The organism is Halobacillus rhizosphaerae (assembly GCF_046719735.1).
Lineage (GTDB): Bacteria > Bacillota > Bacilli > Bacillales > Halobacillaceae > Halobacillus_B > Halobacillus_B rhizosphaerae.
In genome coordinates, this window is sequence record NZ_JAUTWQ010000001.1 from 564,609 (window position 1) to 579,626 (window position 15,018).

At 39.2% G+C, this 15,018-nt stretch carries 17 protein-coding genes and 1 other RNA gene; all 18 read left to right on the forward strand.

From position 1 onward, the window contains the following. The first annotated feature begins 90 nt into the window (after positions 1 to 90). The 18 genes from Q7A53_RS02945 (at position 91) to Q7A53_RS03030 (ending at position 14,956) form a co-directional block, all read left to right on the forward strand. On the forward strand, positions 91 to 357 hold the full coding sequence (locus tag Q7A53_RS02945; protein ID WP_411787611.1) for a hypothetical protein: 267 nt from the start codon (positions 91 to 93) through the stop codon (positions 355 to 357). Between the two features lie 53 nt (positions 358 to 410). Continuing rightward, positions 411 to 776 (forward strand): DUF1798 family protein, encoded by a 366-nt coding sequence (locus tag Q7A53_RS02950; protein ID WP_411787612.1) that lies wholly within the window; start codon positions 411 to 413, stop codon positions 774 to 776. Positions 777 to 879: 103 nt separating this feature from the next. After that, complete coding sequence (locus Q7A53_RS02955; protein ID WP_411787613.1) at positions 880 to 1,287, forward strand: cytidine deaminase; 408 nt, start codon at positions 880 to 882, stop codon at positions 1,285 to 1,287. A 460-nt stretch (positions 1,288 to 1,747) separates the two neighbouring features. Beyond that, positions 1,748 to 2,335, forward strand: coding sequence for a CotD family spore coat protein (locus Q7A53_RS02960; RefSeq protein ID WP_411787614.1), 588 nt, complete (start codon positions 1,748 to 1,750; stop codon positions 2,333 to 2,335). Positions 2,336 to 2,432: 97 nt separating this feature from the next. After that, positions 2,433 to 2,990 (forward strand): SLOG family protein, encoded by a 558-nt coding sequence (locus Q7A53_RS02965; RefSeq protein ID WP_411787615.1) that lies wholly within the window; start codon positions 2,433 to 2,435, stop codon positions 2,988 to 2,990. 91 nt (positions 2,991 to 3,081) lie between these two features. Beyond that, positions 3,082 to 3,390 (forward strand): cell division regulator GpsB, encoded by a 309-nt coding sequence (gpsB, locus tag Q7A53_RS02970; RefSeq protein ID WP_411787616.1) that lies wholly within the window; start codon positions 3,082 to 3,084, stop codon positions 3,388 to 3,390. A 90-nt stretch (positions 3,391 to 3,480) separates the two neighbouring features. Continuing rightward, positions 3,481 to 3,859: RNase P RNA component class B (gene rnpB, locus Q7A53_RS02975), an RNA gene on the forward strand. A 94-nt stretch (positions 3,860 to 3,953) separates the two neighbouring features. Next, entirely contained in the window at positions 3,954 to 5,093 is a 1,140-nt protein-coding gene (locus Q7A53_RS02980; RefSeq protein WP_411787617.1) for a THUMP domain-containing class I SAM-dependent RNA methyltransferase, read from the forward strand. 236 nt (positions 5,094 to 5,329) lie between these two features. Beyond that, positions 5,330 to 6,823: a carboxypeptidase M32 gene (locus Q7A53_RS02985; RefSeq protein WP_411787618.1), complete on the forward strand. Its 1,494-nt coding sequence runs from the start codon at positions 5,330 to 5,332 to the stop codon at positions 6,821 to 6,823. A 135-nt stretch (positions 6,824 to 6,958) separates the two neighbouring features. Beyond that, positions 6,959 to 7,786, forward strand: a complete 828-nt coding sequence (locus Q7A53_RS02990; RefSeq protein ID WP_411787619.1) for an amino acid ABC transporter substrate-binding protein — start codon at positions 6,959 to 6,961, stop codon at positions 7,784 to 7,786. After that, positions 7,773 to 8,471 carry an amino acid ABC transporter permease gene (locus Q7A53_RS02995; RefSeq protein WP_411787620.1) on the forward strand — a complete coding sequence of 233 codons (699 nt, stop codon included), beginning with the start codon at positions 7,773 to 7,775 and terminating at the stop codon, positions 8,469 to 8,471. The genes Q7A53_RS02990 and Q7A53_RS02995 overlap by 14 nt, the downstream gene beginning before the upstream one ends. Before the next feature lie 14 nt (positions 8,472 to 8,485). Then, a complete protein-coding gene (locus tag Q7A53_RS03000) occupies positions 8,486 to 9,220 on the forward strand; it encodes an amino acid ABC transporter ATP-binding protein (protein ID WP_411787621.1) in 735 nt (244 codons plus the stop codon). 360 nt (positions 9,221 to 9,580) lie between these two features. Next, positions 9,581 to 10,102, forward strand: a complete 522-nt coding sequence (locus tag Q7A53_RS03005; protein WP_411787622.1) for a GNAT family N-acetyltransferase — start codon at positions 9,581 to 9,583, stop codon at positions 10,100 to 10,102. Between the two features lie 9 nt (positions 10,103 to 10,111). Next, entirely contained in the window at positions 10,112 to 11,008 is an 897-nt protein-coding gene (locus Q7A53_RS03010; protein WP_411787623.1) for an aldo/keto reductase, read from the forward strand. A gap of 3 nt (positions 11,009 to 11,011) precedes the next feature. Beyond that, positions 11,012 to 11,773 carry a cytidylyltransferase domain-containing protein gene (locus tag Q7A53_RS03015; RefSeq protein WP_411787624.1) on the forward strand — a complete coding sequence of 254 codons (762 nt, stop codon included), beginning with the start codon at positions 11,012 to 11,014 and terminating at the stop codon, positions 11,771 to 11,773. Between the two features lie 18 nt (positions 11,774 to 11,791). Next, the gene (locus Q7A53_RS03020) at positions 11,792 to 13,081 is read left to right on the forward strand and encodes an aminotransferase class III-fold pyridoxal phosphate-dependent enzyme (protein WP_411787625.1); all 1,290 of its coding nucleotides are present in this window, start codon (positions 11,792 to 11,794) and stop codon (positions 13,079 to 13,081) included. A gap of 203 nt (positions 13,082 to 13,284) precedes the next feature. Next, on the forward strand, positions 13,285 to 14,277 hold the full coding sequence (locus tag Q7A53_RS03025; RefSeq protein WP_411787626.1) for an aldo/keto reductase: 993 nt from the start codon (positions 13,285 to 13,287) through the stop codon (positions 14,275 to 14,277). A 199-nt stretch (positions 14,278 to 14,476) separates the two neighbouring features. Further along, complete coding sequence (locus tag Q7A53_RS03030; RefSeq protein ID WP_411787627.1) at positions 14,477 to 14,956, forward strand: GNAT family N-acetyltransferase; 480 nt, start codon at positions 14,477 to 14,479, stop codon at positions 14,954 to 14,956. Positions 14,957 to 15,018: the final 62 nt, after the last annotated feature.

Below are 15,018 nucleotides of genomic sequence, written 5' to 3' on the forward strand. Positions count from 1 at the left end.
TTGTTACTTTGCTTCTAGTCTTGTCAAGCTTGAAGGAGATATACATGAAACAACGAAAGAATAATTAACAACCTTGAGGAGGGGATCTTGATGTTGAAAAATCGAGTCGTCAAGCCCGAAGAATTTGAAGAACAGTTATTCCATTTGAAGGAGAAATTTCAATTATTAGAACGAAGACTTTCATTGAAAGCAGATGAGATTGTCTTTACTATGGCCGTTTCCCACCGGAAGGAAATTGATGAATTAAAGGATGAGGTCTTTTATCTGCGTGATGAATTGAAAAAAGTGAAGAAGGATCAGCAGGAAGAATATTTGAAAAAAGCTGCTTTTCAAGCTAAACGAAGAAGTTTAGTTTAAATTTTGCTCCGAATAATTCTTCCGTGATAAGGTTAGGTAAAAAGGTGTGAGTAATGATGACTTTGAAGAACGAAACGGTAGCAGTCAAGCAAATGATTGATCGTCTGCACGAATTATATTTGACTACAGATGGACCAGTAGATAAGAAGGATCTTGGTTTTTTTGAAAAAGTTAAAAAGGAAACAGCACCCCTATTTGAATTAAATAATGGATGGATGGAGCAAGCAGAAATATTTGTAAAGAATCGGGGAACGCGTGTACATCCCAATCAAGTGAAATCCACTCATGAAAATATAGAAATGCTTATTCTTCATAGTTATTATTTGGATATACAAAGGAAAAGATATAAAGAATTATTTCAATCCTCTCATTATGTGCTGGATATGATAATCGACGATTTAAATCGGGCTGATGATTAAGTAATCAGCCCCTTCTTCGTGGGCACTGAATTCATTATAAAGCGCTTTACAAAAAAAGATAATTCTTTTATAATTATCTTCCCAATCTAAGGGAGGTTAAGGAATGAATATAGATCAGTTAATCCAGCAAGCCAAAGACATTAGAAAACGAGCTTATACCCCTTATTCAAAGTTCCCCGTAGGTGCAGCCCTTCTCACAGAAGACGGTACATTATATACGGGTTGTAATATTGAGAATGCGGCCTATCCTGTTACGTGCTGTGCTGAACGTGTAGCAATTTTTAAAGCCATTTCTGATGGTCATACTCAGTTTAAAGTACTTGCAGTAGCTGCCGATACTAAACGGCCGGTTCCTCCTTGTGGATCATGCAGACAGGTTATGAGTGAATTTTTCGAACCGGAAATGATGATTCATACTGCCAATTTAGAAGGGGAAACGAAGAGTTTAACAATGGAGGAGCTTCTACCATTTTCATTCACTTCTTCTGATCTTCCTGAGGAAGAGCTCTGATTTCTACATAGGACTCATTCTTAAGAAGTGCTGAGAAAGAACTTCATACAAAAGAAGACCCGAACCAATATTTTGGTTCGGGTCTTCTTAATCTCTGGAAACTCACACTCAATCGCTGCATTGTTATAATTGGACTTGAACAGACGGCGCTTTATTTACCTGAGTTTATCCTATTTCTCATGGCAAACGACGGGGCGGGAAAGTTCAAAAGGTGACTAAACCAATGGAATACACTAATCGTCTCTCTCTTTATACTCATCTAATCTAAATAGAGAATTTGACTGAAACTAACTTACTAATTTCAATTTTCTATAAAAATGCTACAGAGACTCCTTTAGGTTTGTTCTTGCACTCCTTTGCCTTAGTGGGAATTTACCTCGATTGATGATATCGCCTAGTACATCCACTATTGTCCTAACATAGGCTGATAAGGAATAAAAAAAAGGAGTGGAAGTTTCTTATGCATCATATGAATGACTCATGCGGGTGTCGCAGAGACCCAATTATCTGTCCAGCGCAGAATTGCGTCGTAGATAATTGCTTTGTAGAAAACCAGGACTATGTTCACCCGACTCATATCTTATTTCAAAATCATCATCAGTTAAATAATATCCATTGGTTCCCTTTTACAGCTTCCCAGGCTGATAACTATCAAGTTCAGGATTTTAATATGCCTCAAGGGCAAGAGCCTCCATTTAACTGGATGGGCGGCATGCCTCAGGGAATGCAGCAAATGCCTGAAGGAATGCAAATGCCTCAGGGAATGCAGCAGATGCCACAAGGAATGCAAATGCCTCAGGGAATGCAGCAGATGCCACAAGGAATGCAAATGCCTCAGGGAATGCAGCAGATGCCACAAGGAATGCAAATGCCTCAGGGAATGCAGCAGATGCCACAAGGAATGCAAATGCCTCAGGGAATGCAGCAGATGCCGCAGGGAATGCAAATGCCTCAAGGGATGCAGCAGATGCCTCAGGGAATGCAAATGCCCGGATCGGGGCAAGCTCCTCAAGGTCAAGGGTCAATGATGATGGGCCCTCAATTCTAATTGAACAGAAAGAGCTGCTCACATAAGGAAGCGGCTCTTTTTTTCTGTCCAAAAGATTTGAAGTCATTTAGAATAGAGAGTGGAGAGTGATTTGAAAATGAAGACCATCGTAGTGACAGGTTATAAACCGATTGAAATGGGAATATTTAAATATAACGATCCGAAAATTGTATTTGTAAAAGCTGCGATAAAAAAGAGAGTTGCCGCAATGATTGAAGAAGGATTGGAATGGGTATTGATTTCAGGACAGATGGGAGTGGAATTATGGGCGGCCCAAGTCATAATGGATCTGAAAGAAGAATATTTCATTCAATTAGGGGTTATTCCACCGTTTGAAAATCAGCAGGAACGCTGGCCGGAAGAATGGCAGCATGCCTATGAAGAAGTAACAATGATGGCCGATTTTTATCAGCCTGTCTATAATAAGGAGTATCAAGGGCCGTACCAATTTAAAGCTAAAGACCAATTTTTAGTTGAACATTCCCAAGGTTGTTTAGTATTATACGATGAAGATACCAAGGGCAGCCCGGACTTCTTTCTGAAGGCGGCAAAGAAACTCAGCCGTCATTATTCGATCTTGTACATAACTCCACTGGATTTGGAGGAAACCGTAGAAGAGATGAGAATGCAGGACCCTGATTACTGGAGTGAATAAAGCTTTTCTATCGTTTTTTAAATGAAAAATTGACAATTGCGCCAGCTTTTGAAAAAATAAAACTAATGTGGTGAACAGAGGTGATGAGATAATGAGTGAAAATAATTTAAATTTAACGGGAAAAGAAATTCTTGAAAAAGATTTTAAAACGTCTATGCGCGGATATAACCAAGAAGAAGTTGACGAATATTTGGATTTGATTATTCAGGATTATGAAACTCTTACACAAGAAATGGAAAGACTGCAGCAAGAGAATGACCGCTTAAGAAAACAGCCGGTTCGAGATACAAATTCCCGCCCTAAACAGCCTGCTTCTTCAAATGGACAAGTTAATTATGACATTTTGAAGCGCGTATCTAACTTAGAAAAAGCCGTATTCGGAAAGAAATATGTAGAGTAAGTCAAATGTTTACAGTGACAAATGAATTCTATTTTGGTAGAATGAATGTCTGTGCTTGTAGTACAGATGAGATATTAAATCTATTTTTGAATACTCGGGTAATCGCTGTATGACCAGATCATACAGAGGAAAGTCCATGCTCGCACAAACTGAGATGTTTGTAGTGTTCGTGCCTGACGAAATCATAAGTCAGGGTAGCTGATTGCTAACGGCAGGAAAAGTACCTACGTCCTTTCGAGGATAAGGTATGACTACTTTGAAAGTGCCACAGTGACGGAGCCAAAATAGAAATATTTTGGGTGGAACGAGGTAAACCCCGCGAGCGAGCAACCCAAATTAAGGTAGGGGCACTCTTTAATGGGAATTCAACCAGATTAGAGGTCGTTTTTACGGCAGATAGATGATTACCACCGGAGTACGAGGTTGACCGCCGTTTGCAGTACAATGGAACAGAACATGGCTTACAGAGTATTCAAAGGTCTATTTACAAACTCAACACCCTTCTGAAAAGCCAGTTGCTTTTTAGAAGGGTTTTTTCTTTGATACATAAGGAGGGTCATACAGTGACTAATAAAGTAACGCTCATTGCTACTGCGGCGATGGGATTAGAAGCGATCGTTGGTAAAGAAGTACGAGCATTAGGATATGAAGATGTTCAGGTGGAAAATGGAAGAGTTGTCTTTAAAGCTGAACCATCAGCCATTCCCCGGGCAAATTTATGGCTGAGAACAGCGGATCGTGTAAAACTTCTGGTCGGTAAGTTTAAGGCATATAGCTTTGATGAACTATTCGAAAAGACGAAAGAACTTCCTTGGGAGCAGTTTATTACAGAAGAGGGCGAATTCCCTGTAGTAGGAAAATCAGTGAAATCGAAATTATATAGTGTTCCTGATTGCCAATCTATTGTGAAAAAGGCCATTGTGGAACGGTTAAAGAAAAAGTATGGGATAGCGTCCTGGTTAAAAGAAACAGGAGCGTTTTATCGAGTAGAAATCGCTCTCCACAAAGATGAAGCGCTCTTAACCATAGATACATCTGGCAGCGGACTTCATAAAAGAGGCTATCGTGTAGGCCAGGGGGAAGCCCCTTTAAAAGAAACTTTAGCTGCAGCGCTTGTTCAAACGACAAACTGGCACCCGGATCATCCATTTGTTGACCCACTCTGTGGTTCTGGCACCATCGCCATTGAAGCCGCATTAATCGGTCAGAACATTGCCCCTGGGTTCAACCGGTCTTTTGCTTCAGAGGAATGGAGTTTTATACAGCAAACCGACTGGGATCAAGCCTTCCAGGAAGCAGAGGATTTAGCGAACTACGATCAGCCGTTAAATATTACCGGTTCTGATTTAAACCCTGAGCTCATTAATATAGCCAAACAAAATGCCATCGAAGCTGGTCTTGGAGAATTAGTGACTTGGAAACAAATGCAGATGACGGACTTTAAACCGAAGCAGGACAATGGGTACCTCGTCTCCAATCCTCCTTACGGCGAACGGATGGGAGACAGGGAAGAAGTTGAACAGCTCTACCGTGATCTAGGCTCTATAATGAGAGACTATCCGTCTTGGAGTGTCTATATTTTAACTTCCTATGAGAAGTTTGAAGAGCTATACGGGAAGAAAGCCACGAAAAAGCGTAAATTGTTTAATGGATTTATTAAAACCGACTATTATCAATATTTCGGGAAGCATGTGAAGAAGTAAGTTTTATAGGAATCAGCTGGAAAAAGTATAGTAATATCTACAAGCCCGAACCATTTCTTTATATGGGTTCGGGCTTGTTGTGTTTTCGCTGTAGATAGATAAAGGTATTGGATGGTGCACTGTCACGTGTATTTTTCCTTTGTACAACTAGATTTCAGAGGAAATGATATACTGAATGGTGAGCAATCTAAAAAGTGAAAATAAGAATTGCTTACTTTCTTAAAAGGAGAGAGATTATGGAAAAGACAATAGAGCAAAAATTTATGGATCTGCTTAAGGAACAGTCTTCCTATAGCGAAGCAATCGGTTTAATGGCATGGGATATGAGAACCAAAGCACCAAAGAAAGGGATGGACAACCGATCAGAAGTATTAGGAGTCCTCTCTCAGAAGGTTCATGAACTTCAAACTTCATCTGAGATGAAACATTACATAGAATCACTAAAAGGCCATACAGACGACCCCATTATTACAAAAGCTGTTGAAGAGGCTGAAGAAGAATACGAGCGGACAGCAAAGGTTCCCACAGAGGAATATCGTGCTTATGTGACATTGCAGTCAAAGGCCGAGGCAATGTGGGGAGAAGCAAAAGCGAATAATGATTTTGAAAGTTTCCGTCCATATTTAGAAGAATTGGTGGAGTACAATAAGAAATTTGCTAAGTACTGGGGATATGAAGGAAATATCTATGACGCTCTTCTTCATAATTACGAGCCAGGTGTAACGGTAGCCAAACTAGATGAAGTCTTTCCGAAAGTTAGGAAAGCCCTCACCGGACTTTTGGAAAAAATTAAAACGGCTCCCGTCCAGCCGGATCCGACCATCCTGCAGGGACATTTTCCTAAGGCACAACAGGAAACGTTCAGTGAAGAAATATTAAAAAGGATGGGATATGATTTTGATGCCGGGCGACTAGACGAAACCGTCCATCCGTTTGCAATTGGCTTAAATAAGAATGATGTCAGGGTCACTACTAAATACGATGAAGCAGATTTTAGGACGGCAGTTTTTGGAACCATACATGAAGGCGGCCATGCCCTGTATGAACAAAACATTTCTGAAAACCTTGCTTTTACACCCCTTGCCACAGGAACGTCCATGGGGATCCATGAATCGCAATCGCTGTTTTGGGAGAACTTTGTATCTAGAAGCGAATCTTTTTGGGAAAATCACTATGATTTATTTAAATCCCATGCTCCTGATCGATTTAATGAACTCCCTCTTGATGAATTTTACAGAGCTGTTAATGAAGTTAAACCTTCTTTTATTCGAATTGAAGCGGATGAATTAACCTATTGTCTGCACATCATGGTTCGTTATGAATTGGAAAAGGCTTTGATCAATAGCGAAATAGAAGTGAAAGATCTCCCAGCTTTATGGAATCAGAAGATGGAAGACTATTTTGGGATTAAGCCGGAAAACGACGCGGAAGGAGTCCTCCAGGATATTCATTGGGCGGGGGGAGATTTTGGCTACTTTCCTTCTTATGCACTCGGTTATATGTATGCAGCTCAATTTGCAAATCGCTTAAATGAAGAAATTTCTATGGAGGAAGTCATTAAAGCTGGAGATTTCAAGCAAATACAAGAATGGCTTACTCAAAACATTCACCAATTTGGTAAAATGAAAAAACCATTAGAAATTTTAACTGATGTTACAGGTGAAGAATTGAATTCCCAATATTTAATTGACTATCTTACCGAAAAATATCAAAAAATCTATCAATTTTAGAAGGTTTAAAACCACAGCTTTTCTAGCTGTGGTTTTTTGAACAGATTCATTTAATTGACAAAGCCATGCATCTGCTTTAATATCATAAAAGCAATAAAACACATCAAATTACTATGTATTAAGGAGCGTGACTTTATGAAACGCCTGTTAAGTTTAGCTGTATTACTAATGATTGCAATCTTTTTATCTGCATGTGGAGATGATTCTTCCAGCCAAAATGACGGAAGCAGTGATTCATCAAGCTCAGATAATAGTGAGCAGAGCACATTAGCAAAAGTGAAAGACAGCGGGAAGCTGTTAATTGGAACAGAGGGAACTTACCGTCCCTATACCTACCATGATGAATCTGGTGATTTGACGGGGTTTGATGTTGAAATTGCCCGTGAAGTAGCAGATCGTATCGGGGTTAAGCCGGTTTTTAAAGAAACAAAATGGGATTCAATGTTTGCTGGTTTGAACGCAAAAAGATTTGACATGGTGGCAAATGAAGTAGGGATTACGAAAGACAGAAAGAAAAAATATGCTTTTTCTGATTCGTATATTCAATCTTCTGCCGTCGTAGTCACCAACAAAGACAATTCTTCCATTAAAGATTTCTCCGATCTTAAAGGAGTAAAAACTGCTCAGTCCTTGACTAGTAACTATGCAGATATTGCCAGGGAGAATGGTGCTGATATTACGGAAGTGGATGGTTTTAATTCAGCTATGCAGCTGCTTGCCTCCGGCCGCATCGAAGCTACAGTCAATGATCGTCTTTCTGTATTAGATTACAAAAAGCAGCGTCCTGATGCACCTGTAAAAATTGCGGCTCGTAAGGATGAAGCTTCTGAAAGCGGACTCCTGTTCCGTCAGGGAAATGAAGAACTTGTCCAGGCAGCTAACAAAGCCTTAAAGGACATGAAAGATGACGGCACTTATTTAAAAATAGCTAAAAAATGGTTTGGTGAAGATGTATCTAAGTAATATATTAACCAATAGTGACATGCAGGAGAGGTATCTCGATATTTTGGTCCATTCGTTTCTGCCTTTGCTGAAAGGGGCACTGTATTATACCATTCCATTAACACTTGTGACCTTTATTATTGGATTAATTCTTGCTGTGATCACCGCCTTGATGCGGTTATCCGGGGTGAAAATTTTAAAGGGACTTGCACGATTTTACGTTTCTATTATTAGAGGGACACCATTGCTCGTACAATTATTTATAATTTTCTATGGATTGCCGTCCGTTGGCGTAACGATTAACCCTGTCATCTCAGCTGGGATTGGTTTTTCATTAAATATGGGTGCCTATAATTCTGAAATTATTCGCGCGGCAATATTATCGATTCCAAAAGGGCAGTGGGAAGCAGGTCAATCCATTGGGATGACACAACTTCAAGCCTTAAGGCGGGTAATCCTGCCTCAGGCTTCAAGAGTTTCTATCCCGCCACTCGCAAATTCTTTTATCGGATTGATTAAAGATACATCACTTGCTTCAACCATAACCTTTACTGAAATGTTTAGAAAATCACAGGAAATTGCTGCTCAGAATTATGAGTTCCTGCTCGTCTACTCAGAAGCAGCGGTCATATACTGGGTGATCTGTATTGCTTTATCCTTCTTGCAAGGTAAAGTTGAAGCAAGACTTGATCAATTCGTGGCATAGGAAGTGGTGAACCAATGATACATGTAACTAATCTTCATAAACGATTCGGAGACTTAGAAGTGCTAAAAGGAATAGATCTAGCTGTAAATAAGGGAGAAGTAGTCGTGGTTATCGGCCCTTCAGGGTCAGGGAAAACTACACTGCTTCGTACTTTAAATTTACTAGAAGAGCCCGAAAAAGGAGAAATTACGATTGGCAATCAATCGATTAATTTTGATGAGAAACTGACAAAGAAGAAAAAAGTTCAGTTTAGAAAACAAACGGGAATGGTGTTTCAAAGTCATAACCTCTTTCCGCATTTAACGGCATTGGAAAATGTGATGGAAGGACCTGTAACCGTTCAAAAAATACCAAAAGATAAAGCTAAGAAACAAGCCACTACGATTCTGGAGAAAGTCGGTTTAGGAAATAAACTGGATGTTTATCCACATCAGTTATCCGGAGGACAGCAGCAGCGGGTAGGAATTGCTCGAGCGCTTGCGACAGGGGTAGAAGTGATGCTTTTTGATGAGCCTACCTCAGCACTCGATCCTGAGCTTGTAGGGGATGTGCTGGATGTTATGAAAGAACTGGCGGATGAAGGAATGACCATGGTCGTTGTTACTCATGAAATGTCATTTGCACAAGAAGCTGCTGATAAGGTCATCTTTATGGATGAAGGTACAATCATTGAACAAGGTACTCCAGACCAAGTTTTTACATTCACCAAGATGGAACGAACCAATCAATTTCTTAACCGCCTGAGGTAATGGTTCAGAAAACAATACCAGATAGCGTCTGGATCTACTAGAAACCCGAACTTTGTTTATTACAAGGTTCGGGTTTTTTGTATTTTTATTAAGGACTGGTTCGTCCGCCATCTCCAGGTTTTACTTAATAATTGTCCTATTTGTTTTACCGTACAAGCGAAAGAGGGAATAAGTTCTAATTCCATTAGAAATTGTCATATAGATAATACATACTGAAATTTTGGAGTAGTGAATGGAATAGCGCACATGATTACTAAATGGAATCGGGGTAGATTATGCTATTTAGAACGCTTGACTGATGTATCTGCTTGTTTCTTGCTTTCAACCGGGATTTAATTCTTTATAAGATGAGGTGTAAACGTGTATTTTTTGACCACTGATCGGATCGGATTGAAAAAAGTTACAGAATTAGAGGTCACTCAGGAGTATTTGGGTTGGATTAATGATCAAGAGGTTACCAAGTATTTGGAGACAGGTTTCTTTCCCACCTCAGAGAAGCAATTGCTTGAATTCGTGAGATCAACGGAAGATAACAATGATTTGTTTCTCGCAATTTATGATATAAAGAAGAACTTGCATATGGGTAATGTTAAGCTTTCCAATATTAATTGGATTCACCGAACAGCGGAACTTGGGATTATGATCGGCGATAAGCAGTGCTGGGGTAAAGGATACGCCAAGGAAACCATCTCTCTGATTACCAAATATGCTTTTAACAAACTTAATATAAATAAAATCCATTTAGGTGTGATAGAAGAGAATAAGCCGGCTATTAAAGCTTATCAGGATGTAGGTTTTCAAATAGAAGGAGTATTAGTAAATCATTTATATAATAACGGTAAATTTACCAATAAGGTGCTTATGGCGATATTTAACAATTGAGGTGTCTAAATGAAACTAGGTTTAGGTACAGTTCAATTTGGAATGGAATATGGAAATTTTAACGTAAATGGACAGCCAGACTTAAGTGAGATCCAAAAAATTCTATCCCAAGCGGAAGAGGCAGGGGTTGCGATTCTCGACACAGCTCCTGCCTACAAGGATAGCGAAGAAAATATTGGCTTGAGCTTACCTGCTGATCATTCTTTTCGAATTGTTACGAAGACACCTGTATTTGAAACTAAAAAAATAACCAATGAGGACATATTACTGTTAAAAAAGACCTTTACATCCTCCTTGAAAAAGTTGAAACAGTCATCCATTTATGCATTATTGGTCCACAGACCGGCGGATTTATTTTGTGAAAATGGGGAGCGGATTTTGAAGGTCTTAACTGAATTTAAAAGGAATAAATTAGTGGATAAAATTGGGGTTTCCGTGTACAACAGCCATGAAATTGAAAAGGTTTTCGCGATGGGATTTGATATTGATCTAATTCAATTACCTTTAAACGTATTGGATCAGCGTCTTTTAACATCTGGCACCTTGAAGGACTTAAAAAAGAAAAAAATCGAAATTCATGCAAGGTCTATTTTTCTACAAGGACTTTTATTAAAAAGTCCTGAAGAATTAGATCCTTTTTTTAATCCTGTTCGACCGATTTTAAAAAAATATCATCAATATATTGAATCCATTAAACTAACACCGCTGCAGTCAGCGATGAGTTTTGTTCAACACGTGGCAGAAGTTGATCATTTAATCATTGGTATTGAAAATCTTACCCAGTTTAATCAACTGCTTACTGCCGAGATGTCTCCTTTTCAAGGGATGGATGCATTTAAACACTTTTCGGTTGATGATGAGCGGTATTTAAATCCTTCGAAATGGACATTAAAAGGGGGGAAATGATACATGAATTTAGCTATTATCCAAGCCCGTTACACGTCAACCAGGCTGCCGGGAAAAGTCTTGGCTGACATTCTTGGAAAACCCATGTTCATTAGACAAGTGGAGAGAGTGAAAAGAGCGAATACTTTAGACAAAATCGTGGTGGCCACGAGTGTAAATCCTTCAGATGATCAAATAGTAAACGAGTGCAAGAAATACCAGGTAGACTATTTCCGGGGTTCTTTAGAGGATGTTCTTTTAAGATTTTATGAATGTGCGGCTCTCTACAAACCGAGTCATATTATTCGGCTGACCGCGGATTGCCCGTTAATCGACGAAGAGCTAATCGATCAAATAGTCACTTATCATGAACTGAATGAATTTGATTATACCAGTAACACCCTCGTTCCTACTTACCCCGATGGGTTAGACGTAGAGGTGTTTACATTCTCTGCATTATCAACCGCTCATTTTGAAGCTAGCCTCCCCTCACACAGGGAGCATGTGACGCCGTTTATCCATTCACAGCCCAACAGGTTTCACCTCGGGTCTTTTGAAGGTGCCAAAGATTTATCTAACTATCGGTGGACGGTGGATCAAATAGAAGATTTGAAGCTTGTTGTGAAAATATATGAAGCCTTGCATCCAATCAATGAAAAATTCACAACGGCCGATATACTGAGATTCTTAGGGGATCATCCAGATTTATTAGAATATAACAATCAATACACTCGTAATGAAGGGCACGCAAAATCATTAGAGCAGGACAAAGATTCTGAAAATTAGAAAGGGGGGTTAAAATAAATGTCCCACCGATATTTCAAATCTGAAGAGTTGTTAGAACGGGCTTTAAAATCCATCCCATTAGGAAGTCAAACCTATAGTAAAAGTTATACACATTATCCATTTGGTGCGTCGCCCTATTTTATAAAAAAAGGGCAGGGAAGCAGAGTTTGGGATGCGGATAATAATGAATATATTGATTTTGTAAATTCACTCCTGGCTATATTGTTAGGATATAATGATCCGGATGTAAAAAGTGCAGTGAAGGAACAGCTGGAACTTGGAACTATTTTTTCCTTGCCTCATGAATTAGAAATTAAAGTAGCTGAAAAAATTATCCAGATGGTGCCTTGTGCTGAAAAAGTGCGGTTCGGCAAGAATGGTTCAGACGCTACTTCAGGAGCCATACGATTAGCTCGAGCTTACACCGGGAGAGATCGAGTAGCGGTTTGCGGCTATCATGGATGGCACGATTGGTATATAGGATCAACCACCCGCGATTTAGGCATACCTGAAGCCACTAAACAACTAACCCATACGTTTACCTATAATAACCTGGACTCTTTAGAAATCCTATTTAGAAAATACCCCAATCAAATATCGGCAGTAATCCTAGAGCCTATGAATATAGAATTCCCCAAGGACGGATTTCTGAAAAAATTGAAAAAACTTGTCCATGAGCATGGCGCATTACTTGTTTTTGATGAAACCATTACGGGGTTCCGTTTTGCTAAAGGTGGTGCTCAGGAATACTTTAATGTCATCCCTGATTTGGCTACATTCGGTAAGGGTATGGCAAATGGCTACCCTATATCTGTTATAACTGGCCGTACAGATATTATGCAGCTCAGTGAAGAGGCCTTTCTTTCCTTTACTTTTGGGGGAGAGACTTTATCGCTGGCGGCTACTTTAGCCACTCTAGACAAAATTACAAAAGAACCCGTCATTGATAGAATTAAAGAGTCAGGAAAGAAAATCATGAGTGAAACGGAACGGATTATAACTGAACATTCCTTAGAGGATTTATTTGAAATTAAGGGCCATCCTTCTTGGAGCTTTTTGGTTATAAAGAGTTTTAACAATTATTCTACCTGGGAAATTAAAACCCTATTTCTACAGGAAATGTTTAAAAGAGGGATTTTAACGGTAGGCACCCATAACTTAAGTTATTCACACTCGGATCAAGACATAAAGAAGTTGATTGACGCTTACGAAGAAGTGCTGCCTTTAATAAAAGCTGCGGTAGTCAATAATAAATTGGACCAATTATTAACCTGCAAGCCTTTACAGCCATTGTTTAAAGTGAGATAAAACCTAAAAATGATGAGTTGACGTAGTTTAATTATCTTATCCAAAAAATACATCTTCCACATTTGCAAATTCTCAGAAAAAGAATAGGGAAAGCATTCTATGCATTTTACAAACAAGAATAAGCTTTTTTAGCTTATTCTTGTTTAACTATTCCTTAAATTGGATACATAAATGTATCAAAGAACAGAGGAGGAATAGATCGTATGAAATCTTTTGAGGATGCACTAAAACATCGTGTAGGACTCGGTACGGCACCATTAGGAAATATGTTTCGTGAAGTTCCGGAAGAGGAGGCCCAAACTACCATTCAAACAGCTTGGGATCAAGGAGTACGTTATTTTGATACGGCACCTTTTTACGGAGCCGGTCTTGCTGAAATGCGATTGGGTAAAGCTCTTTCCAACTATAACCGTGACGATTATTTGCTAAGTACTAAAGTAGGTCGATATGTACTGGATGAAGAGGAAAATAAAGAAGGTTTATTTCAATATGCCAGAAAAAATAAAGTGATCACCGATTATTCGGAAGATGCTACGAAGAGGTCAATTGAACAAAGCCTCGAACGGTTGAAAACAGATCGCCTGGACTTCGTATTTGTCCATGATGTCTCGCCGGATTTTCATGGTGATGAGTGGCTCGGTAAGTTTGAAGAGGCAAGAAAAGGTGCTTTCCGAGTATTAACAAGAATGCGCGAAGAAGGGGTAATTCAATCGTGGGGTCTCGGCGTAAATACGACTGAACCGATCGAACTTGCAATGGGACTGGAAGAAACAAAGCCGGATCTATGTTTATCAGCAACACAATACACCCTGCTGCAGCATGAGCATGCCCTACAACGAATGATGAAGAAGGCGGAAGAAAATCATGTAGGCATTGTCGTAGGAGGCCCGTATAACTCAGGTGTACTCTTAGGCGGAGAACATTATAATTATGAAAAAGCTCCTAAAAAAATTGTTGAACAGGTCAATCAATTAAACGAAATCGGCCAGAAATATAATGTTCCTTTAAAAGCAGCAGCCTTGCAATTCTCGACTTCTCATCCTGCTGTAAAGTCAGTTATCCCAGGGTCCACGCGGCCGGATCGCATCAAAGAAGACATAGAAATGATTCAGCGGGATATCCCGAACGACTTTTGGGAAGAATTAGCAGCTAAAGGTTTCATTTCTTCAGAGGCCCCATTACCGATCAAGAAATAGAATTCTTTATGGTTAAAAGAAACTATACTTTATTACATTGTTCAGCTTGTCGAGATTGTTTTCGGCAGGCTGATTTTTTTAATTTATATTTAACTACATAAATACTTTCTGAAAGTTAATTCAGTTCTTTAATTGCTTTAAAGGTTGTTTATAATTAAAAGGGGAAGAGCCCGATAGAAATTCAGGGAGGAAAGTGTAAATGGAAATTTTGGAAAGAAAGTACGTGGAGAAGGATAAAATTATTCACTTCTTAGAGAGTCAGTGGGGAAGTCGTCAAATGGTCATTTCAAGTGGGGTTTTTGATTGTAGTGAATTAGACGGATTTGCCGCTATGGATGATAGGGGAACGATCTGCGGTTTGGTCACTTTTATAATCAGTGGAGTGGAATGTGAAATTATTTCCTTAGACAGCAGGATAGAAGGGAGAGGGACTGGGGAAGCATTGGTAAATCATGTGGAAAAGACCGCTATAACAAAAAAATGCAGTTTTTTAAAGGTAATCACTACCAATGATAATCTAAATGCCTTGAGATTTTATCAAAAGAGAGGATTCATCCTATCGAAACTTTTTCAAAATGCCATCAAACAAGCAAGAAAAATTAAGCCTGAGATACCTTTCTATGGGTATGAAGGTATCCCGGTAAGAGATGAAATTAAGCTCGTTAAAGTATTAATGTAGAATCGTCCATATTTATGGACTCCAAGAAGAAGAAAATCTCTACATAAACTTTCCTTTAATAA